The sequence below is a fragment of the Pseudomonas sp. HMSC066A08 genome, assembly GCF_001813025.1.
In the GTDB taxonomy this organism is placed as follows: Bacteria; Pseudomonadota; Gammaproteobacteria; order Pseudomonadales; family Pseudomonadaceae; genus Pseudomonas; species Pseudomonas aeruginosa.
The window spans coordinates 42,564-63,417 of the sequence record NZ_KV811261.1 but is presented as its reverse complement, the minus strand read 5'-3'; the positions used below and the strand labels follow the sequence as shown (position 1 = coordinate 63,417).

Below are 20,854 nucleotides of genomic sequence, written 5' to 3'. Positions count from 1 at the left end.
GCTTCCCTCATTCCTGTTGATCAGCGCCCCCGGATGGCCGGGGGCGTCCAATGGAATCGCGTATCAGTTGGCGACGATGTTGACCAGTTTGCCCGGTACCACGATGACCTTGCGGATGCTCAGGCCTTCGGTGAAACGCAGCACGTTCTCGTTGGCGCGCGCGGCGGCCTCGACATCCTCGCGGCTGGCGCTGGCGGCCACGTCGATGTGCCCGCGCAGCTTGCCGTTGACCTGCACCACCAGTTGCAGGGTGTCCTGCACCAGTGCGCTCTCGTCGACGCTCGGCCAGCGCGCATCGATCACCGCTTCGGCATGGCCGAGCTGGCCCCAGAGCACGTGGCAGATGTGCGGAGTGATGGGCGCCAGCAGCAGGACCACGGTTTCCAGGCCTTCCTGGATCAGGGCACGGTCCTGGGCGTCCTGGTTCGGCGCCTTCTCCAGCACGTTCATCAGGGTCATCACCGCGGCGATGGCGGTGTTGAACTTGTGGTGCTGGCCGACATCCTGGCTGGCCTGCCTGATCGCCAGGTGGATGGCGCGGCGGACCTGCTTCTGCGCGTCGTTCAGGGCGGCGATGTCCAGCGCGCCGGGGAGGCCGGCGCTGACGTGGGCGTGAGCCAGGCGCCAGACGCGGCGGAGGAAGCGGTTGGCGCCCTCGACGCCGGCGTCCGACCACTCCAGGCTCATGTCCGGCGGCGAGGCGAACATCATGAACAGGCGGCAGGTATCGGCACCGTACTGGTCGATCATCGATTGCGGGTCGACGCCGTTGTTCTTCGACTTCGACATCTTCTCGGTGCCGCCGATCTCGACCGGCTGGCCGTCGCTCTTCAGACGCGCGCCGACGACCTTGGCCTTGGCGTCACGCTCGACCTCGACGTCGGCCGGGTTGAACCAGTCCTTGCCGCCGTTGGCGGTGGTCCGGTAGTAGGTATCGGCGACCACCATGCCCTGGGTCAGCAGGTTCTTGAACGGCTCGTCGCTGCCGACCAGGCCCTCGTCGCGCATCAGCTTGTGGAAGAAGCGCGCATAGAGCAGGTGCAGGATGGCGTGCTCGATGCCGCCGATGTACTGGTCGACCGGCAGCCAGTAGTCGGCCGCCTTCTTGTCCAGCATGCCGCCTTCGAACTGCGGGCAGGCGTAGCGGGCGAAATACCAGGACGACTCGACGAAGGTGTCCATGGTGTCGGTTTCGCGCTTGGCCGGCTGGCCGCATTTCGGGCAACTGCATTCATAGAATTCCGGCATCTTCGCCAGCGGCGAACCGGAGCCGTCCGGTACCACGTCTTCCGGCAGCACCACCGGCAACTGGTCGGCCGGCACCGGGACGTCGCCGCAAGCCTCGCAGTGGATGATCGGGATCGGGCAGCCCCAGTAGCGCTGGCGGCTGATGCCCCAGTCGCGCAGGCGGAACTGGGTGCGCGCCTGGCCCAGGCCCTTGGCCTCGAGGTCGGCGCCGATGGCGTCGAAGGCGGCCTGGTAGCCGAGGTTGTCGTACTTGCCGGAGTTGACGGTGAGCACGGACTCGTCCTTGGCGCCGTACCACTCCTTCCAGACGCTGGACTCGAAGTCGTTGTCGCCCTCGACCTTGGCGATCACCTGGCGGATCGGCAGGCCGTACTTGCTGGCGAACTCGAAGTCGCGCTCGTCATGGCCGGGCACCGCCATCACCGCACCTTCTCCGTAGTTCATCAGCACGTAGTTGGCGACCCATACCGGCAGCTTGTCGCCGGTCAGCGGGTGTTCGACGAACAGGGAAGTGGCCATGCCTTTCTTCTCCTGGGTGGCGATGTCGGCCTCGGCGACGCCGCCGCGCTTGCATTCGTCGATGAACGCCTGCAACTGCGGGTCGTTCTGCGCGGCCTGGGTGGCCAGCGGGTGTTCGGCGGCGACGGCGACGTAGGTGGCGCCCATCAGGGTGTCCGGACGGGTGGTGAACACCTTCAGCTGGCCGGCGTGGCCGATGGAGGCCTGGTCGTAGGGGAAGCCGATCTCCATCCCGCGCGACTTGCCGATCCAGTTGCGCTGCATGGTCTTCACCTGCTCCGGCCAGCCGGGCAGGTTGTCGAGGCTCTCCAGCAGTTCCTCGGCGTAGGCGGTGATCTTGAAGTAGTACATCGGGATCTCGCGCTTTTCGATCAGCGCGCCGGAGCGCCAGCCGCGCCCGTCGATCACCTGCTCGTTGGCGAGTACGGTCTGGTCGACCGGGTCCCAGTTGACCGTGCCGTTCTTGCGGTAGATCACCCCTTTTTCGAACAGGCGGGTGAACAGCCACTGCTCCCAGCGGTAGTAGTCCGGCTTGCAGGTGGTGACCTCGCGGCTCCAGTCGATCGCCAGGCCGAGGCTGTCCAGCTGCGACTTCATGTAGGCGATGTTGTCGTAGGTCCAGGCCGCCGGGGCGACGTTGTTCTTCATCGCGGCGTTTTCCGCCGGCATGCCGAACGCGTCCCAGCCCATCGGTTGCAGCACGTTGCGGCCCTGCATGCGGTGGTAGCGGCTGATCACGTCGCCGATGGTGTAGTTGCGCACGTGGCCCATGTGCAGCTTGCCGCTCGGATACGGGAACATCGACAGGCAGTAGAACTTCTCCTTGTCGGGTAGCTCCCTGACGAGGAAGGACTGGTTTTCTTTCCAGTAGTTCTGGGCCTGGGTTTCGATCTCGAGTGGCTGATATTGCTCGTGCATGGCGCTACTTAGACGTGACTGTTCGAAAGCCTCGTAGCATACATGACCCCCACTCCTGTCGATAGCCCGCGCCGTTTGTCGCCGGGGGCGGTTCAGCCGAACGGGAACGCTAAGCTTGCCCTATGGGCCGTCGATGGCTGGCTGCCCAGTGGTACCTTCAGAGGTGTTCGATGGCTGAGCTGCAACGCGCGAGTGTGACGGGAGGTGGGCTGTACGAGAGGCTGCTGCAGCGTCTCGCCCTGGCTCTGGATGAAGCGGATACGGCCGAGCGCCTGCGTGACGAGCATCCCACGGAGCTCGAGTTGCGGGGTTTGAGCGAAGCGGAGATGGGGCTGATACGCGCCTATCTCGACCAGGACCTGCACTGGTTGCGCGGCTGGCATGCGGCCGCCGAGGAGCTGGCGCTGCTCGAGCGCCAGCCCGGCAGGACACCCCGGCCGCCCCGGCCGCAACCGCCGGCGCCCCGTCGGCACGTCTCGTTGAAACAGCGGCAACTACTCTGTGCGCTCTGCGGTGCGCCGGTGCAGTGGAGCAAGGGGCATGGTGTGTTGCCGTGTAGTCATTGCGGCTCGCAACTGTTCCGTTCGGGTAACGGCCGCTAGGGTCTTCTCCTTCCGGGAAGTTTCGCCAGGCGTCGCGCAATCCTTTAGATTGCCTCTTCCGACAGGGAGGGGGCGATGCCGATCCGTTATTTCTTCAAGCAACTTCTGCTGCCGCCGGGCGGCCTGTTGCTGCTGCTGTTTTTCGCTTTCTGGTGGCGCGCCAGCCGACCACGGCTGGCGCGGCTGTGCGGTGTCTGCGGGTTCTTCGGTCTGTGGCTGATGAGCATGCCGCTCAGCGTGGAGTGGATGGGGCGCTGGCTCGAAAGCGAACCGGCCCTGCTGGCGGAGGATCTGCCGGGCCTGGCGCAGCGCGCCGACGCCATCGTCATCCTCGGTGCCGGCCGGCAGCCCAACGACCCGGCCTGGGGCGACGATGCGCCGAGCCTGCTGGCGGCCGAGCGGCTGCGCTACGCCGCGCGGCTGGCCAAGACCTCGGCGCTGCCGGTACTGATCAGCGGCGGGTTGCATTACGGACGCCCGCCCAGCGAGGCGGCGCTGATGGCCAATGCCCTGCTGCAGGACTTCGGCGTGCCGACGCGCTGGCAGGAAGGTCTCAGCCGTACCACCTGGGAAAACGCCACCCTGAGCGCCCCGCAGTTGCGCGAGGCCGGCGTGCGCCGGGTGGTGCTGGTGACCCAGGCCTGGCACATGCAGCGGGCACGCTGGAGCTTCGAGCGCCAGGGGTTCGAGGTGATCCCGGCGCCGGTCGGCTTCCTCGGCGGGGCCAACCTGCGGCCCTTCGGCGGCTGGTTGCCGGAAGCGCAGGCCTTCTGGCAGAGCGGCATGCTGCTGAACGAGGCGATCGGCCTGGTCGGCTATCGCCTGTTCTACCGCTGAGACGCAACCGGCGCCGCAGGGGCGCCGGTCTTTCCAGGAGGGGCTGGCTTCAGCCGAACAGGCGTCGTTCCTGCGGACGCAACTGGCGGCCGAGCAGAGCCCATAGCAGCAGCACGCCTGCCAGCCCGGCCAGCGGCCAGACGCGGTATTGCAGATAGGGCGTCAGGCCCTGCATCGGAATCACCTCGCCGCGCAGGATGCCCTGCTGGAACTGCGGGATCTGCCGGACGATCCGGCCATAGGGATCGATCAGGCCGGTGACGCCGTTGTTGGTCGCGCGGATCATCCAGCGACCGCTTTCCAGGGCGCGCATCTGCGCCATCTGCAGGTGCTGCAACGGGCCTATGGAAGTGCCGAACCAGGTGTCGTTGCTCACTGTCAGCAACACCTGGCTCTGCGCCGCGAGCGCGGCGGCGAACTCCGGGTAGACCACTTCGTAGCAGATGTACGGGGCGATCTGGTAGCCCTTGGCCTCGAGCAGCGGCTGGTCGGCCGGGCCGCGAGCGAAGTCGGACATCGGCAGGTCGAAGAAGGCGATCAGGCCGCGCAGCAGGTCCTGCAGCGGCACGTACTCGCCGAACGGCACCAGCTTCTGCTTGAGGTAGGTGCCCGCGCCTTCGCCGACCACGGTGATGCCGTTGAAGTAGCGGCTCTTGCCGTCGGCGAGACGTTCGCGCACCGGGACCCCGGTGATCAGCGCGGCGTTCTTCTCGTCGGCGACCTGGCCCATGGCGCCGAGGTAGCCGCTGGCCATGTCCTGGAGAATCGGCACCGCGGTTTCCGGCCAGACGATCAGGTCGACGTCCTGCTGCGGCAGGCTCAGGTCGCGGTAGAGGTCGAGCTGCGCGCGGACCTGATTCGGGTCCCATTTCAACTCCTGGGCGATGTTGCCCTGGATCGCCACTACCTTCAGCGGTTCGCCGGCCGAATGGGTCCAGGCGTGGCCCTTGAGATAGAGGCCGGCCGCCCACGGGCCGAGCAGCAGGACCAGCCCCAGAAGCAGGCTGGCACCGTGCGCGAAGAGGCGCGGCAGGTTCACCAGCAGGGCCGCGCTGAGGGCGATGACGAAGGAGGACAGCCATACGCCGCCCACCGGTACCAGCCCGGCCAGCGGTCCCTGCAACTGGCTATAGCCGGCGTAGAGCCAGGGGAAACCGGTAAGGAACCAGCTGCGGAACAGCTCCAGTGCCAGCCACAGGGCGGCGAACGCCAGGGCGTCGCCCAGCGGCGCGTTGTCGCGGCGCAGGCAGCGCGCCCACAGCCAGGCCGGCAGGGCGAAGAAGAAGGCGACGCCGGCGGTGAAGCCGAGCATGAGGAAGCTCGCCAGCGGCACCGAGGCGGCGCCGTAGTCATGGATACTGACGTAGATCCAGCTGGTGCCGGCGCCGAACGCGCCGAAACCGTACCACCAGCCGCGCCACAAGGCGGACTTGCCGGGAAGGCCGCGCAAGCCGAGATAGAGCAGGGCGATCGAGAGGATCGCCAGCGGCCAGTAGTCGAAGGGCGCCAGGGCCAGGGGGGTGAGCGCGCCTGCGGCGAGTGCCAGCAGGTGTCCGGGCCAGCCGGGACGAGAAATCCAACGCATCGAATGTCCTTAGAGCCTGTTCAATGTCCGACTGCGCAGACCGGGGCCGCCTTCGGCTGCCGGACGGCAACGTCCGCGGCGACAGGGGAGTCTGGCGCAAGGCGCAAGAGTAAAGGAGGGGCTGGCGAGACGCCAGAAGGACGCTGCGGGAAGATGCCCCCTCCGCCGCGGCGGAGGGGGCGCGCTCAGTTCTGCAGGGGAGACAGGCGCAGCAGGTGGACGCGGCGGCTGTCGGCGTTGAGTACGCGGAAACGGAACTCGCCCAGCTCGACCACTTCGTTGCGCTTGGGCAGGTGGCCGAAGGCGCTCATCACCAGGCCGCCCACGGTATCGAATTCCTCGTCGGAGAATTCCGAGCCGAAGAAGTCGTTGAAGGCGTCCACGGGGGTCAGCGCCTTGACGATGAAATCGCCGCTGGGCAGCGGCTTGATGTAGCTGTCTTCCTCGACGTCGTGCTCGTCCTCGATATCGCCGACGATCTGTTCCAGCACGTCCTCGATGGTCACCAGGCCGGCCACGCCGCCGTATTCGTCGATGACGATGGCCATGTGGTTGCGGTTGGCGCGGAATTCGCGGAGCAGCACGTTGAGGCGCTTGGATTCGGGGACGAAGGTGGCCGGACGCAGCAGTTCCTTGATGTCGAAGGGACGCTCGTCGTTGTGCAGGATCAGTGGCAGGAGGTCCTTGGCCAGCAGTACGCCCATGACGTCGTCGAGGCTTTCGCCGACCACCGGGTAGCGCGAGTGGGCGGCTTCGATGATGGCCGGAAGGAATTCCTTCGGCGTCTGGGTCGAACGGATGCTCATCATCTGCGAGCGCGGCACCATGATGTCGCGTACCTGCAGGTCGGCGACCTGGATCGCCCCCTCGACGATGGACAGTGCCTCGCTGTCCAGCAGCTTGTTGTCGTGGGCATCGCGCAGCAGCTCGAGGAGCTCCTGGCGGTTTCTCGGCTCGTGGGCAAAAGCCTGGGTGATCTTGTCCAGCCAGGACTTGTGCCCGTTGCTCGATCGGTCTTCGCTCATTTTTCCTTGCTCGGTGGCTCTTCGTCGTCGCAGGCGTACGGATCGGGATGACCCAGTTCCGCCAGCAATTCACGTTCCAGTGTTTCCATTTCTTCCGCTTCGGCGTCGTCGATGTGGTCGTAGCCGAGCAGGTGCAGGCAGCCGTGGATCACCAGGTGGGCCCAGTGGGCCTGCAACGGCTTGCGCTGTTCCAGGGCTTCGCGGGCGACCACCGGGGCGCAGATCACCAGGTCGCCGAGCAGCGGGATATCGAGAAGCTCGTCCGGGACATCGGCGGGGAAGGACAGCACGTTGGTCGCATAGTCCTTGTGCCGGTAGGTGCTGTTCAGTTCCAGGCCTTCGGCCTCGTCCACCAGGCGGATGGTCAGCTCCGACTCCGGACGCTGGCGCAGGGCCAGTTCGCACCAGGCGCGGAACTGCGCTTCGGAGGGCAGGTCCGGGGCGGCGCTGGCGACCTGCAGGTCGAGCTCAAGCGGCATCGTGACCGCCCTTGCCCGTTCCCTCGACCGGCCGCACCTGGCCTTGCTGGCGGCTCTCGTGACGCTCGTAGGCTTCGACGATACGCTGCACCAGCGGGTGGCGGACCACATCCTTGGGCTTGAAGTGGGTGAAGCTGATGCCGGGGACGTCCTGCAGGACCTCGATCACGTGCTTGAGGCCGGAGCGGGTACCGCGGGGCAGGTCGACCTGGGTGACGTCGCCGGTGATCACCGCGGTGGAGCCGAAGCCGATCCGGGTGAGGAACATCTTCATCTGCTCGACGGTGGTGTTCTGGCTCTCGTCGAGGATGATGAAGCTGTTGTTCAGCGTGCGCCCGCGCATGTAGGCCAGCGGTGCGACCTCGATGACGTTGCGCTCGATCAGCTTGGCCACGTGTTCGAAGCCGAGCATCTCGTAGAGCGCGTCGTAGAGCGGGCGCAGGTAGGGGTCGATCTTCTGCGACAGGTCGCCGGGAAGGAAACCGAGCTTCTCGCCGGCCTCGACCGCCGGGCGCACCAGCAGGATGCGGCGGATCTGCTCGCGCTCCAGGGCGTCGACGGCGCAGGCCACGGCGAGATAGGTCTTGCCGGTGCCGGCCGGGCCGATGCCGAAGTTGATGTCGTGGTCGAGGATCGCCTTGACGTAGCGCTGCTGGTTGGCGCCGCGCGGGCGGATGTGCGCCTTGCGTGATTTCAGGGTGACCTGCGGCGCGCTCTGCAATTCCTCGAGGTCTTCCAGGCCGGACTCCTGCAGGTACAGGTGCACGGTGCCGGGAGTGAGATCGGTGCCGTTCTGCGCCTCGCGGTAGAGACGCTGCAGCAGGCGTTCGGCAACCTTGGTCCGGCGCGGTTCGCCGGCCAGTTCGAACTGGTTGCCGCGGTTGCGGATCTCGATGTCGAGGCGTTTCTCGATCTGGTGGAGATGCTCGTCGAACTGCCCGCAAAGTGTCGCGAAGCTGCGGGCGTCGAACGGCTCGAGGATAAAGCGATGAAGTTCCTGGGGGGCGTTCAAGGTGTTCTGTCGTACTCGCCAGTGGCTGGTTGATAGGAAAGAGAATAACCGCTGGATATCGTCGCGCAAAGTTGCCGTATCGCGGCGGCGCTTTCCCGGTTCCCGCTGAAACGTTGGTGCACCGTGGCGGCGGGAAGGTTCAGCGAGCCCGCCGTACGGTCGTCGGCCTCAATGCAGGGTGCTGTCGATCAGGGTGCCGCGCAGCGAGTGCGGCAGCGCGTCGTCGATGTGCACCAGGGCGAACTGGCCGATCAGGCGTGGATTGTCGCAGCGGAAGTTGACGATCCGGTTGTTCTCGGTGCGCCCCTGGAGCATGCCCGGGTCCTTCTTCGAGAAATCGGTGACCAGGATCCGCTGGGTGCTGCCGACCATGCGCCGACTGATCTCGTAGCCTTGCTGGTGGATGCGGCTCTGGAGGATCTGCAGACGCTGTTTCTTCACTTCTTCCGGCAGGTCGTCGGCGAGGTCCGCGGCGGGCGTGCCGGGCCGCGCGCTGTAGATGAAGGAGAAGGAGAAGTCGAAGCCGACGTCCTCCACCAGCTTCATGGTCTGCTCGAAGTCCTTCTCGGTTTCGCCGGGGAAGCCGACGATGAAGTCGGAGCTGATGCAGATGTCCGGTACCGCGGCCTTCAGCTTGCGGATACGCGACTTGTATTCCAGCACGGTATGGTTGCGCTTCATCGCCGCCAGCACGCGGTCGGAGCCCGACTGCACCGGCAGGTGGATGAATTTCACCAGCTCCGGCACCTCGGCGTGGGCCTGGATCAGCGCGTCGGAGAATTCCAGCGGGTGCGAGGTGGTATAGCGGATGCGTTCGATACCGTCGACGGCGGCGACCACCCGCAGCAGTTCGGCGAAGTCGGCCAGACGGCCATCGTGGGTCAGGCCGCGGAAGCCGTTGACGTTCTGTCCCAGCAGGGTGACTTCGCGGACGCCGTTCTCGGCCAGGTGGATCACTTCGGCGATCACGTCGTCGAATGGTCGGCTGACTTCCTCGCCGCGGGTGTAGGGCACCACGCAGAAGCTGCAGTACTTGCTGCAGCCTTCCATCACCGAGACGAAGGCGGTGGGGCCATCGACCCGCGGTTCCGGCAGGCGGTCGAATTTCTCGATTTCCGGGAAGGACACGTCGATCTGCGGCTTGCGCGTGCTGCGCGCGGCGTCGATCATTTCCGGCAGGCGGTGCAGGGTCTGCGGGCCGAAGACCACATCGACATAGGGCGCGCGCTCACGGATCGCGGCGCCTTCCTGGCTGGCCACGCAGCCGCCGACGCCGATCACCAGGTCGGGATTCTGCTGCTTCAGCTCGCGCCACATGCCGAGCTTGGAAAACACCTTTTCCTGGGCCTTCTCGCGGATCGAGCAGGTATTGAGCAGGATGACGTCGGCCTCGGCGGCGTTTTCGGTCACCTCGAGGGCTTGGTGTTCACCGAGCAGGTCCGCCATTCGCGACGAGTCGTACTCGTTCATCTGGCAGCCGTGGGTTTCGATGAAAAGCTTCTTGGCCATGCGCTTCGTCGGACAGTTCGAAAAGGACCGCGCATTATAGAGGGCGGGGCCGCCGGTTCCTAGCGTTGCTGGCCGAAAGGCTGTGCTATGATTCGCGCCCTTCATTTTCCGGCATTGCTTTCCCCGCCATGAACAAGCGCGAAAACCCCATCTACAAGGTGATTTTCCTCAACCAGGGCCAGGTCTTCGAGATGTATGCCAAGCAGATCTACCAGAGCGATCTGTGGGGCTTCCTGGAAATCGAGGAGTTCGTCTTCGGCGAGCGCACCCAGGTGGTGGTGGACCCCAGCGAGGAGAAGCTCAAGGCGCAGTTCGAAGGCGTTCTGCGCAGCTTCGTGCCGATGCACGCGATCGTCCGCATCGACGAGGTCGAGCGCCTGGGTACGCCGAAGATCAGCGAGGCCAAGGGCGCGGGCAATGTCATGCCGTTCCCCATGCCGATGCCCGGCAAGAGCGACTGATTCGCGAAAGGGGCGTCAGGGCAGCGGCGCGAAGGGCGTGACGCCGCCGGCAGTCTGCAGTTCGATCAGGTAGTTGCGGAAGATCTGCCCCAGCACCCGGGTGGCGATGTCCAGTTCGTCGCGGTTCATCTGCTCGGCTACCAGGTCGGCGCTGTCCAGGGCGTCCTCGGCGCCGTTCACCGCTGCCATCTTCAGCACGATATAGGCCTGTACGTTGTTCGCCGGAACCCCTTCGCCACGGAAGAACATGGTGCCGAGGTGGTATTGGGCCTGGGCATGGCCCTGCAGCGAGGCTTTCTCGAACCAGTTGAGGGCGGCCTGGAGGTCGCGCGGGATGCGCTCGCCGTCGTAGAAGAATTCGCCCAGTTCGTATTGCGCCTCGGCGTCGCCGCCATTGGCGACCTGCTGGCAGGCGGCGAGCGCCTGTTGCAATTCCTCGGGAACGGTGTTCAGCGCGCAGCGGCCGGTCGCTGGAATCAGCAACGAGTTGCCTCCCGCCTGCGCGAGCAGCGGCTGGAGGATCAACAGGCAACCCAGGGCGAGGGTGCGGCCGGTACGGAACATGAGGGGAAGACACCTCCTGGATCGGGGCGGGCAAGGGCTGCCCGGCCAACGAAATGCGCTGACCCTCACATTATGAAATAAGCCGACGCCTCCTTACAAAGTCTTTACTGTCTTTTCGGGAACTTTGTCGGCGCGTTTATGCATTTCGGCTAGGAAGGCGTTCCGGCGGGGAGCAGGGCGGCGCCCGAGAAGGGCGCCGCGAAGAGGGTCATTTCAGCGCGGCGAAGGCTTTTTCGGCGGCGTTCAGTGTGATTTCCAGCTCCTTGTCGCCATGGGCGATGGAGGTGAAGCCGGCCTCGAAGGCGCTTGGCGCAAGGTACACGCCACCGTCGAGCATCAGGTGGAAGAAGCGCTTGAAGCGTTCGACGTCGCTGGCCATTACGTCCTCGAAGGTGACGATGGCGTCGGCGCCGCTGAAGTACAGGCCGAACATGCCGCCCGCCTGGGTGGTGACGAAGGGGATGCCGGCGGCGTCCGCGCGCTGTTGCAGGCCGTCGAGCATGCGCGTGGTGTAGGCGGTCAGGTCGTCGTGGAAACCGGGGCGGCTGATCAGGCGCAGGGTGGTCAGGCCGGCGGCCATCGCCAGCGGGTTGCCCGAGAGCGTGCCGGCCTGGTAGACCGGGCCCAGCGGGGAAATCTGCTGCATGATCTTGCGCTTGCCGCCGAAGGCGCCCACCGGCATGCCGCCGCCGATGATCTTGCCGAAGGTCGACAGGTCCGGGGTGACCCCGTAGTAGGCCTGGGCGCCGCCGAGGGCGACACGGAAGCCGGTCATCACTTCGTCGAAGATCAGCACCACGCCGTGTTCGTCGCAGGCTTCGCGCAGGCCTTCGAGGAAGCCCGGCGCCGGCGGCACGCAGTTCATGTTGCCGGCAACCGGCTCGACGATGATGCAGGCGACCTCCTTGCCGACTTCGCCCAGGGTCTTGCGCACCGCCTCGATGTCGTTGAACGGCAGGGTCAGGGTGTGCTTGGCGAAGGCCGCCGGAACGCCCGGGGAGTTCGGCACGCCGAAGGTCAGGGCGCCGGAGCCGGCCTTCACCAACAGGCTGTCGGAGTGGCCGTGGTAGCAGCCTTCGAACTTGATGATGCTGTCGCGCCCGGTGTAGCCGCGGGCCAGGCGGATGGCGCTCATGGTCGCCTCGGTGCCGGAGCTGACCATGCGCACCATCTCCATCGACGGCACCATGGAGCAGACCAGGTCGGCCATTTCCACTTCCAGCGCGGTCGGCGCGCCATAGGACAGGCCGTGGTCGAGTTGCCGGCGCACCGCGTCGAGCACGTCCGGATGGCTGTGGCCGAGGATCATCGGGCCCCAGGAGCCGACATAGTCCACGTAGCGCTTGTCGTCCTCGTCCAGTACATAGGCGCCTTCGGCGTGCTTGAAGAACAGCGGGGTGCCGCCGACGCTCTTGAAGGCGCGCACCGGGGAGTTGACCCCGCCGGGAATGTGTTTCTGGGCGTTGTTGAACAGCGTTTCGGAACGGGACATGGCTAGCTCTCTATCTCTCGGGCGAGGCGCGGAGGCGTCAGGCAGGTTCGAACAGGGCGCTGAAGGCGCGGGCGCGGCGTTCCACCTCGGCGGCGGACGCGGCGGCGAACAGCGCATGGATCACGGCGACCAGATCGACGCCGCGGGCGATCAGGCCGGGCGCGGTGTCGAGGCTGATGCCGCCGATGGCGGTGATCGGCAGGTGCAGGCGCGGCCGGGCCTGGTCGAGCAGTTCGACGCTGGCGGCGGGGGCGCCGGGTTTGGTGCTGGAATTGAAGAAGCGGCCGAAGGCGACGTAGCTGGCGCCCTCGGCCACCGCCTGCTCGGCCAGTTCCAGTTGGGCGTGGCAGGTGGCGCCGATGATCGCCTGGCGGCCGAGCAGGGCGCGCGCCGCCGACAGCGAACCGTCGGTCTGGCCGAGGTGCAGGCCGACGCCCAGGCGCGCAGCGAGTTCGGCGTCGTCGTTGACGATCAGTTGCGCGCCGTGGCGTTCGCAGAGTTCGCGCAGGCTTTCCGCCTCGCGCAGGCGCCGCGCCTGGTCGCTGGATTTGTCGCGGTATTGCAGCAGGCGCGCGCCGCCGCGTAGCGCGGCTTCGACGTAGGGCAGCAGGCGGCCGTCGTCCAGTAGCTGGCTATCGGTGATGGCGTACAGGCCGCGCAGTTTCATCGGCTGGCTCTCAGTGACAGAAGTCGGTGGGCAGGCGGCGCGGCACGTATTGGCCGTGGCCCGGACTCTCGGCGTCGCGCAGGGTCCGCCAGGTGTAGTCGAGGGCGCTCTGCACGGCGCCGTGCAGCGCTTCGCCGAGGGCGATGCGACCGGCCAGGGCGCTGGCCAGGGTGCAGCCGGAGCCATGGTAGCTGCCGGGCAGGCGCTGGCAGGTGAAGGTGCGGCGGCTGCCGTCGCGACTGTACAGGCGATTGTGCACTTCGCTTTCGTCGCCGTGTCCGCCGGTGATCAACAGGTGCTCGCAGTGTTCCAGCAGGCGCTCGGCGCACTGGTCGGCGCTGCCCTCGGGCAGGTCGGCGAGCAGGCGCGCTTCCGGCAGGTTCGGCGTGGCGATGGTGGCGCGCGGCAGCAGCCGCTCGCGCATGGCGAAGCCGACATCGCCCTTGCCCAGCGCACCGCCGCCGCCGGCACGCAGCACCGGATCGCAGACCACCGGCAGGTGCGGGTGGGCGGCGAGGATCTCGGCCACCGTGTCGACCATTTCCAGCGAACCGAGCATACCCAGCTTGACCGCCGCGACGGGCAGGTCGGCGAGTACGGCGTTGGCCTGGGCCAGCACCCACTCGCGGTCGAGGACGCGGAAGTCGCTGACGTTGACGGTGTCCTGCACGGTCAGCGCGGTGACCGCCGGAGCGGCGTGGCAGCCCTGGGCGAGCAGGGCCTCGATGTCGGCCTGCAGTCCGGCGCCACCACTGGGATCGTGACCGGACAGGCAGAGCACTACGGGGCGGGAGGTCGGTGTTTTCATGGCGCGTGAGCTTACCACTAAAAGCGCTCCGTGGCGGCTGCGCGGACGACCTTTCGGGCGTCGCGCCCGGGCCGGGTGTGACACGCCCCGGGCCTGATGTGGCGTGGCGTGTGCTAAAGTTCGGCGAATATTCATACAACGCTCGCCAAGGGCGGACCATGACGAGGGAGGTGGGGCTCCCGGTCCGTTCGAGGAGCACTGCGGGGCATCATGCGGCACTGGCTGATTCTCTTTCTTCTTGCGTTGCCGTGCCTGGCGGGTGCGGTGAGCTTCAACGAGCAGGTCGAGCGCCTGCCGCTGGGGCAGTCCATCGACGTGTTCGAGGACGTGCGCGGTAGCGCCGATATCAACGACATCACCTCGCGGGCCATCGACAGCAGCTTCCGCCGCCATGACAAGGACGTGCTCAATGCCGGCTACTCGCGCTCGGTGTTCTGGTTGCGCCTGGACCTGGACTACCGGCCGGTCGCTTCCAACGACCCGCGCACCTGGCTGCTGGAGCTGGCCTATCCGCCACTGGACAAGCTCGACCTCTACCTGCCCGATGGTCAGGGCGGCTACCGTCTCGCCCAGCGCACCGGCGACACCCTGCCGTTCGCCAGTCGGCCGATCCGGCAGAACAACTACCTGTTCGAACTCGGCCTCGAGCCGAACAAGCCGCAGCGTGTCTACCTGCGGCTGGAAAGCCAGGGGTCGATCCAGGCGCCGCTGACGCTGTGGTCGCCCAAGGCCTACCTGGAGGAGCAGCCCGAACGCATCTATGTGCTCGGCATCATCTATGGCGTGCTGCTGGTGATGCTGATCTACAACCTGTTCACCTTCCTCAGCGTCCGCGATACCAGCTATCTCTACTACATCCTCTATATCGCTTCGTTCGGGCTCTACCAGGTCTCGGTGAACGGCGCCGGCATCGAGTACTTCTGGCCCGACAACCCCTGGTGGGCGAACGCCGCCACGCCGTTCCTGATCGGTTCGGCGGCGCTGTTCGGTTGCCAGTTCGCGCGCAGCTTCCTGCATACCCGCGACCACAGCGTGTGGGTCGATCGCGGCCTGCTGGCGCTGATGGCGGTCGGCGCGCTGGTCATGCTGATGGCGCTGACCATGAGCTACGCCGTGGCCCTGCGCCTGGCCACCTACCTGGCGCTGGCCTTCACCGGCCTGATCTTTGCCGCCGGCATCCTCGCCTGGCTGCGCGGCATGCGCGTGGCGCGCTATTTCATCATCGCCTGGACCGCCTTCCTTCTCGGCGGCATCGTCAATACCCTGATGGTCCTCGGCTACCTGCCGAACATGTTCCTCACCATGTATGCCAGCCAGATCGGTTCGGCGCTGGAGGTGGGCTTGCTGTCGCTGGCACTGGCGGACCGGATCAACGCGATGAAGGAGGAGCGCGCGCGAATCCTCCAGGAGTCCAGCCGCAAACTGGAGGCGCTGAACCAGGAACTGGCCAACAGCAACCGCCTGAAGGACGAGTTCCTCGCCACCGTCACCCACGAACTGCGCACCCCGATGAGCGGGGTGATCGGTTCGCTGGAGCTGATGCAGACGGTGCCGATGGACGTCGAACTCGCCGAGTACCAGCGTACCGCCGCCGGTTCGGCGCGGGACATGATGCGGATGGTCAACGACATCCTCGCCCTCATCGAACTGCAGGCCGGCAAGCTCTACCCGCGCCGCGAGCCGTTCAGCCTGCGCGGCCTGTTCGACAGCCTGCGCGCGCAGTACGCGCCGCGCGCCGAGGAGAAGGGCCTGCGCTTCGCCCTGCAACTGGACGACAGCCTGCCGGACACCCTCGAAGGCGATGCCGGCAAGCTGGCCCAGGCGCTGGGCTACCTGGTCGACAACGCGATCAAGTTCACCGCCAGGGGCAGCGTGACCCTGCGCGTTGCCGCCGGGCGTACCCATGACGGGGTGGCGCTGCGGGTGGAAGTGATCGACACCGGCATCGGTTTCGACATGGCCGCCGGCAGTGATCTCTACCAGCGTTTCGTCCAGGCCGACAGCTCGCTGACCCGTGGCTATGGAGGCCTCGGCATCGGCCTGGCGCTGTGCCGCAAGCTGGTGGAACTGCTTGGCGGCGAGCTGACCCACGAGTCCCGGCCAGGACAGGGCAGCCGCTTCCTCCTGCGCCTGCAACTGACCCAGCCGGCCCAGGGCCTGGCGCCGCCGCCGCGGCGCGCCGGCGGGCAGGCGGTGCGGCGTCCCGAGGAGTGCACGGTGCTGGTGGTGGAGGACAACGCCATCAACCAGTTGGTGACTCGCGGCATGCTGCTCAAGCTCGGCTACCGGGTGCGCACCGCCGACAACGGCAGCGAGGCCCTGGAGTTGCTGGCGCGCGAGCGGCCGGACGGCGTACTGCTCGACTGCCAGATGCCGGTGATGGACGGTTTCGCCACCTGCCGGGCGATCCGCGCGCTGCCCGGCTGCGCGGAACTGCCGGTGCTGGCCTTGACCGCCCACAGCCACAGCGGCGATCGCGAGCGCTGCCTGGCGGCGGGCATGAGCGACTACATGGCCAAGCCGGTCAAGTTCGAAGAGTTGCAGACACTGCTGCACGATTGGCTGCTGTGCCAGCCGATCATCACCAAGTCCGCCTGAAGCCTTTCCGTGGCTGGCTGAAATGCCGGCCTGCGCGACCTGTATGTCTCTTTAGGCAAAACCTGAAGCGTGATTCACTGGGAAAAAGTGAATCCGGATTCAGTCATGGTCTATCGTGTCACCGAACGCCGCCTGCAACGCGATTCCGCGCTGCGTGAGCGCATCCTCCAGCTAGGCCTGCGGCGTGTCGCGGAGGGCGGTTTCGCCGCGCTGACCATGCAGGCCCTGGCCGACGACGCGGGGATCGCCACCGGCAGCCTGTACCGCCACTTCCGGGGCAAGGGCGAGCTGGCGGCGGAAATCTTCCGCCGCGCCAGCCAGCGTGAGGTCGATGCCCTGGCCGTCGTTCTGCGCGGTCCCGGCGCGCCCGCCTGGCGCCTGGCCGAGGGCTTGCGGCGCTTCGCCGCGCGCGCCTGGAGCAGCCAGCGGCTGGCCTTTGCCCTGATCGCCGAGCCGGTGGATCCTGAAGTCGACGAGCAGCGCCTGCGCTATCGCGAGGCCTACGCCGCGCTGTTCGTCGAACTGCTCGAGGAGGGCCGGCGCAGTGGCGCATTCCAGCTTTCCCTGGTGCCGCTTGCCGCGGCCTGCCTGGTCGGGGCCATTGCCGAGGCGCTGGTCGGCCCCTTGTCTCCCCCGGCGCGGGCCGCTCGCGACAGCGGCCAGCCGGAACCGAGTCTGGAGCCGGTGAGTACGGCTCTGGTGAACTTCTGCCTGCGCGCGGTGGGCGCGCCTGTCTGCGAGGAACCCTCATGAACCTGCACCAGTACGCCGAAACCCACGAAGTGACCAACCAGGTACCGTCGCTGGATGGCGCCAACCTCTACCGCCTCGACCTGCCTCTCCAGGAGTGGGTGCGTCGCTACCAGGGCGGCTGGGCCGAGGAGCGCCTGCAGCGCTACGGCGAGCTGGCCGGCGGCCCGCTGATGGCGGCCGGCTTCCTGGCCAACCAGCACAAGCCGGAGTTCCATAGCCACGACCGCTACGGCAACCGCGTCGACCTGGTGGAGTTCCATCCCGCCTACCACGAGCTGATGCGCGCCGCCATCGAACACGAACTGCCCTCGCTGCCCTGGACCGATCCGCGCCCCGGCGCCCAGGTGGCGCGGGCCGGGCTGTCCTACCTGCACAGCCAGGCGGAGGCCGGCACCGGTTGCCCGTTGACCATGACCTACGCCAGCGTGCCGGCGATTCGCCTGCAGGCGGACCTGGCCGAGAAATGGCTGCCGAAGATCCTCTCCCGCGAGTACGACCCGCGCAACGTGCCGATGGCGCAGAAGGCGGGCGTCACCATCGGCATGGCCATGACCGAGAAGCAGGGCGGCACCGACGTCCGCGCCAATACCACGCGGGCCTACCCGGTGGGGATTCCCGGACCGGGGCAGGCCTACGAACTGGTCGGGCACAAGTGGTTCTGCTCGGCGCCGATGTGCGACGCCTTTCTCACCCTGGCCTACACCGACAAGGGCCTGACCTGCTTCCTGCTGCCGCGCCACCGGCCGGACGGCAGCCGCAACCAGTTCTACATCCAGCGCCTGAAGGACAAGCTGGGCAACTGGTCGAACGCCTCCAGCGAAATCGAGTATCGCGGCGCCCTGGCCTGGATGGTCGGCGAGGAGGGCCGTGGCGTGCCGACCATCATCGAGATGGTCGCCATGACCCGCTTCGACTGCATGATCGGCTCCAGCGCACTGATGCGTCAGGCGTTGACCCAGGCCGCCCACCACTGTGCCTACCGCAAGGTCGGCGGGCGGGTGCTGGCCGAGCAACCGCTGATGCAGAACGTGCTCGCCGACCTGGCCCTGGAAAGCGAGGCGGCGCTGGCCCTGACCCTGCGCATGGGGCATGCCCTGGACCGTGCCCACGACGAGCAGGAGGAGAAGTTCGCCCGCCTGGTCACCGCGGTGGGCAAGTACTGGATCTGCAAGCGTGCCCCGGCGATGATCAACGAAGCCTCCGAATGCATGGGCGGTGCCGGCTACGTCGAGGAAACCATCCTGCCGCGGCTTTACCGCGAGGCCCCGGTGAACTCGATCTGGGAAGGTTCCGGCAACGTGCAGTGCCTGGACGTGCTGCGTGCCCTGTCGAAGGAGCCGGGGGTGCTCGACGCGCTGTTCGCCGAACTGGGCGACGGCCATGGCGACGCCCGTCTCGCCGCACACATCGGCAATCTCAAGGCGGCTTTCGCCGACACCGCCGACATCCAGTACCGCGCCCGCCAGCTCACCGAGGACGTGGCGATCGCCCTGCAGGCCAAGCTGTTGCTGGAAGCCGGCAACTCCGCGGTGTCCGACGCCTTCATCGGCAGTCGCCTGGGGGACGGCGGGCGGGTCTACGGCACCCTGCCGCGCGGCGTCGAGGTCGAGGCGCTGTTGGCTCGCGCCACCCCGCACCTGGCCTGAGGCGCGCCGCGATGCAGGCGCATCCGCGCTACCGGGAGCTGGTCGAGCAGGGCTTCGCCGCGGCCAGTTTCGTCGGCGACCTCGGCATCCGTCCGCTGGACTGCGGGCCGGGTTGGGTCGAAGCGGGGCTGGACATCCTGCCCCGCCACGCCCAGCAGAACGGCTTCATCCATGCCGGGGTCCAGGCGACCCATGGCCGACCATGCCGCCGGGGCCGCCGCCGCGACCCTGGTGGAGGAGGGGCAGACGGTGCTGACCCTGGAGTTCAAGCTCAACCTGTTGCGCCCGGCGCTTTGCCCGCGCCTGTTGTGTCGCGCCGAGGTGCTCAAGGCCGGGCGCCAGGTGACGGTGGTCGAGGCCGAGGTGTTCGCCGAGCGGGACGGTCGGCGGCGCCTGTTCAGCAAGGCCACCGTGACCATGGCGGTGGTGGCGCTGGCCGAATGAGGTAACGGGAGAAAAGCGCTGTGTTTTCCTGTCGGTACAGGCAAGATGTTTTCCATGCGAACCGACAGGAAGCCCACCATGAGTATCGATTCCGACGACGGGTTCGTCGTCGCCCGCACGGCCGAGGAGGCCGTCGACCGTCTTGCCGAGCTGCACCGCCAGGCCACCGCGGCGCTGAGCCAGGCGCTCAAGCGCTACATCAAGGAGCGCATCGAGCCGAGCGAGGCCGAGCGGCAGAACTTCCACTACCCGCAACTGCGCATCGGCTACCGCTGCCAGGGCGAGGTGCCGTCCACCACCCGTGCCTACGCCAAGGTCCAGGTGCCGGGCGAATACAGCGTCACCGTCACCCACCCCGACGCCTTCCGCAAGTACCTGCTGGAACAGTTGCGTCCGCTGATGGACGATTTCACCGTGCAGGTGCAGGTCGGCCCGAGCCAGCAGGACATCCCCTATCCCTACGTGGTCGAGCAGGGCGACGAACTGGCCGGCTCCGGGGTGACCGCCGCCGAGCTGGCGCGGGTGTTCCCCAGCACCGACCTGTCCGCCGCTTCCGACGACATCGCCGACGGCCTCTACGAATGGGAACGCGCCGACCAGTTGCCGCTGGCGCTGTTCGACGCCGCGCGGGTGGACTTCTCCCTGCGCCGCCTGGTGCACTACACCGGCAGCGACTGGCGCCACGTGCAGCCGTGGATCCTGCTGACCAACTACCACCGCTACGTCGACCAGTTCATCCGCCTCGGCCTGACTCGCCTGCGCGAGGACCCGCGCTTCGTGCGCATGGTCCTGCCGGGCAACGTGATCATCGAGCGCGGGATGGACGAAGGCGAGGCCAACGCCATCGTCGCCGGGGTGGTCTGGCACCGCTACCAGATGCCGGCCTACCACCTGATCGCCGCCGATGGCGACGGCATCACCCTGGTCAACATCGGGGTCGGCCCGTCCAACGCGAAGAACATCACCGACCACCTGGCGGTGCTGCGTCCGCACTGCTGGCTGATGATCGGCCACTGCGGCGGCCTGCGGCAGTCGCAGACCATCGGCGACTACGTGCTGGCACATGCCTACATGCGCCGCGACGGCATCCTCGACCGCGCGCTGCCGCCGCACATCCCGATCCCGGCGCTGGCCGAGGTCCAGGTCGCCTTGCAGGAAGCCGCCGCCGAAGTCACCGGCGAGCGCGGTGAGTCGCTCAAGCGACGCTTGCGTACCGGCACCGTGCTCACCTACGACGACCGCAACTGGGAGCTGCGCTGGGCCCAGGAGCGGCCGCTGATCAACCTGGCGCGGGCCATCGCGGTGGACATGGAGAGCGGCACCATCGCCGCCCAGGGCTACCGCCTGCGGGTGCCCTACGGCACGCTGCTGTGCGTCTCGGACAAGCCGCTGCACAGCGAGATCAAGCTGCCCGGTTCGGCCAACGCCTTCTACGAGCGTGCAGTGAACCAGCACCTGCGGATCGGAATCGCCGCCCTCGACCTGCTGCGCAGCCAGCTCAACTCGCTGCACTCGCGTAAGCTGCGGAGTTTCGACGAGCCGCCGTTCCGTTGATCGGCCGCGCCGCGGTTTTCGCGCGGAAACCGCGGCGCGCTTCTACGCCTCGCGGGGCCGAGGCTCTACAATGATGGCCCTTCGCCCTGCGTGGAACCGCGCTGCCTTCTGCCGGTCGGAACGACCACGCCTG

The 20,854-nt window shown here is 67.2% G+C and carries 17 protein-coding genes and 1 pseudogene; 8 read left to right on the top strand and 10 right to left on the bottom strand.

Annotated elements, in window-relative coordinates:
• Positions 1-63: 63 nt before the first annotated feature.
• Positions 64-2,685, bottom strand: a complete 2,622-nt coding sequence (gene leuS / locus HMPREF2886_RS04050; RefSeq protein ID WP_039026995.1) for a leucine--tRNA ligase — start codon at positions 2,683-2,685, stop codon at positions 64-66.
• Positions 2,686-2,855: 170 nt separating this feature from the next.
• Here leuS and HMPREF2886_RS04045 point away from each other — a divergent pair, with 170 nt between their 5' ends.
• Complete coding sequence (locus HMPREF2886_RS04045; protein ID WP_039026994.1) at positions 2,856-3,287, top strand: hypothetical protein; 432 nt, start codon at positions 2,856-2,858, stop codon at positions 3,285-3,287.
• A gap of 75 nt (positions 3,288-3,362) precedes the next feature.
• On the top strand, positions 3,363-4,124 hold the full coding sequence (locus HMPREF2886_RS04040) for a YdcF family protein (RefSeq protein ID WP_033972339.1): 762 nt from the start codon (positions 3,363-3,365) through the stop codon (positions 4,122-4,124).
• 49 nt (positions 4,125-4,173) lie between these two features.
• On the opposite strand, the gene lnt is transcribed toward HMPREF2886_RS04040, so the two are convergent.
• From lnt to miaB, 5 genes are all read right to left on the bottom strand, one after another.
• A complete protein-coding gene (lnt, locus tag HMPREF2886_RS04035) occupies positions 4,174-5,709 on the bottom strand; it encodes an apolipoprotein N-acyltransferase (RefSeq protein WP_033977503.1) in 1,536 nt (511 codons plus the stop codon).
• Between the two features lie 185 nt (positions 5,710-5,894).
• Positions 5,895-6,734: an HlyC/CorC family transporter gene (locus HMPREF2886_RS04030; RefSeq protein ID WP_003093161.1), complete on the bottom strand. Its 840-nt coding sequence runs from the start codon at positions 6,732-6,734 to the stop codon at positions 5,895-5,897.
• On the bottom strand, positions 6,731-7,213 hold the full coding sequence (gene ybeY / locus HMPREF2886_RS04025; protein WP_003093160.1) for an rRNA maturation RNase YbeY: 483 nt from the start codon (positions 7,211-7,213) through the stop codon (positions 6,731-6,733). The genes HMPREF2886_RS04030 and ybeY overlap by 4 nt, the downstream gene beginning before the upstream one ends.
• A complete protein-coding gene (locus tag HMPREF2886_RS04020) occupies positions 7,203-8,225 on the bottom strand; it encodes a PhoH family protein (RefSeq protein ID WP_070746837.1) in 1,023 nt (340 codons plus the stop codon). Before HMPREF2886_RS04020 ends, ybeY begins: the two co-directional genes overlap by 11 nt.
• A gap of 168 nt (positions 8,226-8,393) precedes the next feature.
• The gene (miaB, locus tag HMPREF2886_RS04015) at positions 8,394-9,734 is read right to left on the bottom strand and encodes a tRNA (N6-isopentenyl adenosine(37)-C2)-methylthiotransferase MiaB (RefSeq protein WP_039026993.1); all 1,341 of its coding nucleotides are present in this window, start codon (positions 9,732-9,734) and stop codon (positions 8,394-8,396) included.
• Positions 9,735-9,862: 128 nt separating this feature from the next.
• Between miaB and HMPREF2886_RS04010 the strand changes: the two genes are divergently transcribed.
• On the top strand, positions 9,863-10,195 hold the full coding sequence (locus HMPREF2886_RS04010) for a DUF1820 family protein (protein WP_003093157.1): 333 nt from the start codon (positions 9,863-9,865) through the stop codon (positions 10,193-10,195).
• A gap of 15 nt (positions 10,196-10,210) precedes the next feature.
• Here the strand turns inward: HMPREF2886_RS04010 and HMPREF2886_RS04005 are convergent, their stop codons facing one another.
• From HMPREF2886_RS04005 to HMPREF2886_RS03990, 4 genes are all read right to left on the bottom strand, one after another.
• Positions 10,211-10,759, bottom strand: a complete 549-nt coding sequence (locus HMPREF2886_RS04005; protein WP_003093155.1) for a tetratricopeptide repeat protein — start codon at positions 10,757-10,759, stop codon at positions 10,211-10,213.
• A 208-nt stretch (positions 10,760-10,967) separates the two neighbouring features.
• On the bottom strand, positions 10,968-12,251 hold the full coding sequence (hemL, locus tag HMPREF2886_RS04000; protein ID WP_039026992.1) for a glutamate-1-semialdehyde 2,1-aminomutase: 1,284 nt from the start codon (positions 12,249-12,251) through the stop codon (positions 10,968-10,970).
• A 37-nt stretch (positions 12,252-12,288) separates the two neighbouring features.
• Positions 12,289-12,918, bottom strand: coding sequence for a thiamine phosphate synthase (gene thiE / locus HMPREF2886_RS03995; RefSeq protein ID WP_003093148.1), 630 nt, complete (start codon positions 12,916-12,918; stop codon positions 12,289-12,291).
• Between the two features lie 10 nt (positions 12,919-12,928).
• The gene (locus HMPREF2886_RS03990; protein WP_003100335.1) at positions 12,929-13,726 is read right to left on the bottom strand and encodes a hydroxymethylpyrimidine/phosphomethylpyrimidine kinase; all 798 of its coding nucleotides are present in this window, start codon (positions 13,724-13,726) and stop codon (positions 12,929-12,931) included.
• Positions 13,727-13,936: 210 nt separating this feature from the next.
• On the opposite strand from HMPREF2886_RS03990, the gene ladS reads away from it, so the two are divergent.
• From ladS to amn, 5 genes and pseudogenes are all read left to right on the top strand, one after another.
• Positions 13,937-16,324 carry a hybrid sensor histidine kinase/response regulator LadS gene (gene ladS / locus HMPREF2886_RS03985; protein ID WP_070746835.1) on the top strand — a complete coding sequence of 796 codons (2,388 nt, stop codon included), beginning with the start codon at positions 13,937-13,939 and terminating at the stop codon, positions 16,322-16,324.
• A 105-nt stretch (positions 16,325-16,429) separates the two neighbouring features.
• Positions 16,430-17,077 (top strand): TetR/AcrR family transcriptional regulator, encoded by a 648-nt coding sequence (locus HMPREF2886_RS03980; protein ID WP_003093144.1) that lies wholly within the window; start codon positions 16,430-16,432, stop codon positions 17,075-17,077.
• Positions 17,074-18,723, top strand: coding sequence for an acyl-CoA dehydrogenase family protein (locus HMPREF2886_RS03975; RefSeq protein ID WP_033972376.1), 1,650 nt, complete (start codon positions 17,074-17,076; stop codon positions 18,721-18,723). Before HMPREF2886_RS03980 ends, HMPREF2886_RS03975 begins: the two co-directional genes overlap by 4 nt.
• Before the next feature lie 11 nt (positions 18,724-18,734).
• Positions 18,735-19,167: pseudogene (locus HMPREF2886_RS03970) on the top strand (PaaI family thioesterase).
• Positions 19,168-19,221: 54 nt separating this feature from the next.
• Complete coding sequence (amn, locus tag HMPREF2886_RS03965; protein ID WP_003119204.1) at positions 19,222-20,721, top strand: AMP nucleosidase; 1,500 nt, start codon at positions 19,222-19,224, stop codon at positions 20,719-20,721.
• Positions 20,722-20,854: the final 133 nt, after the last annotated feature.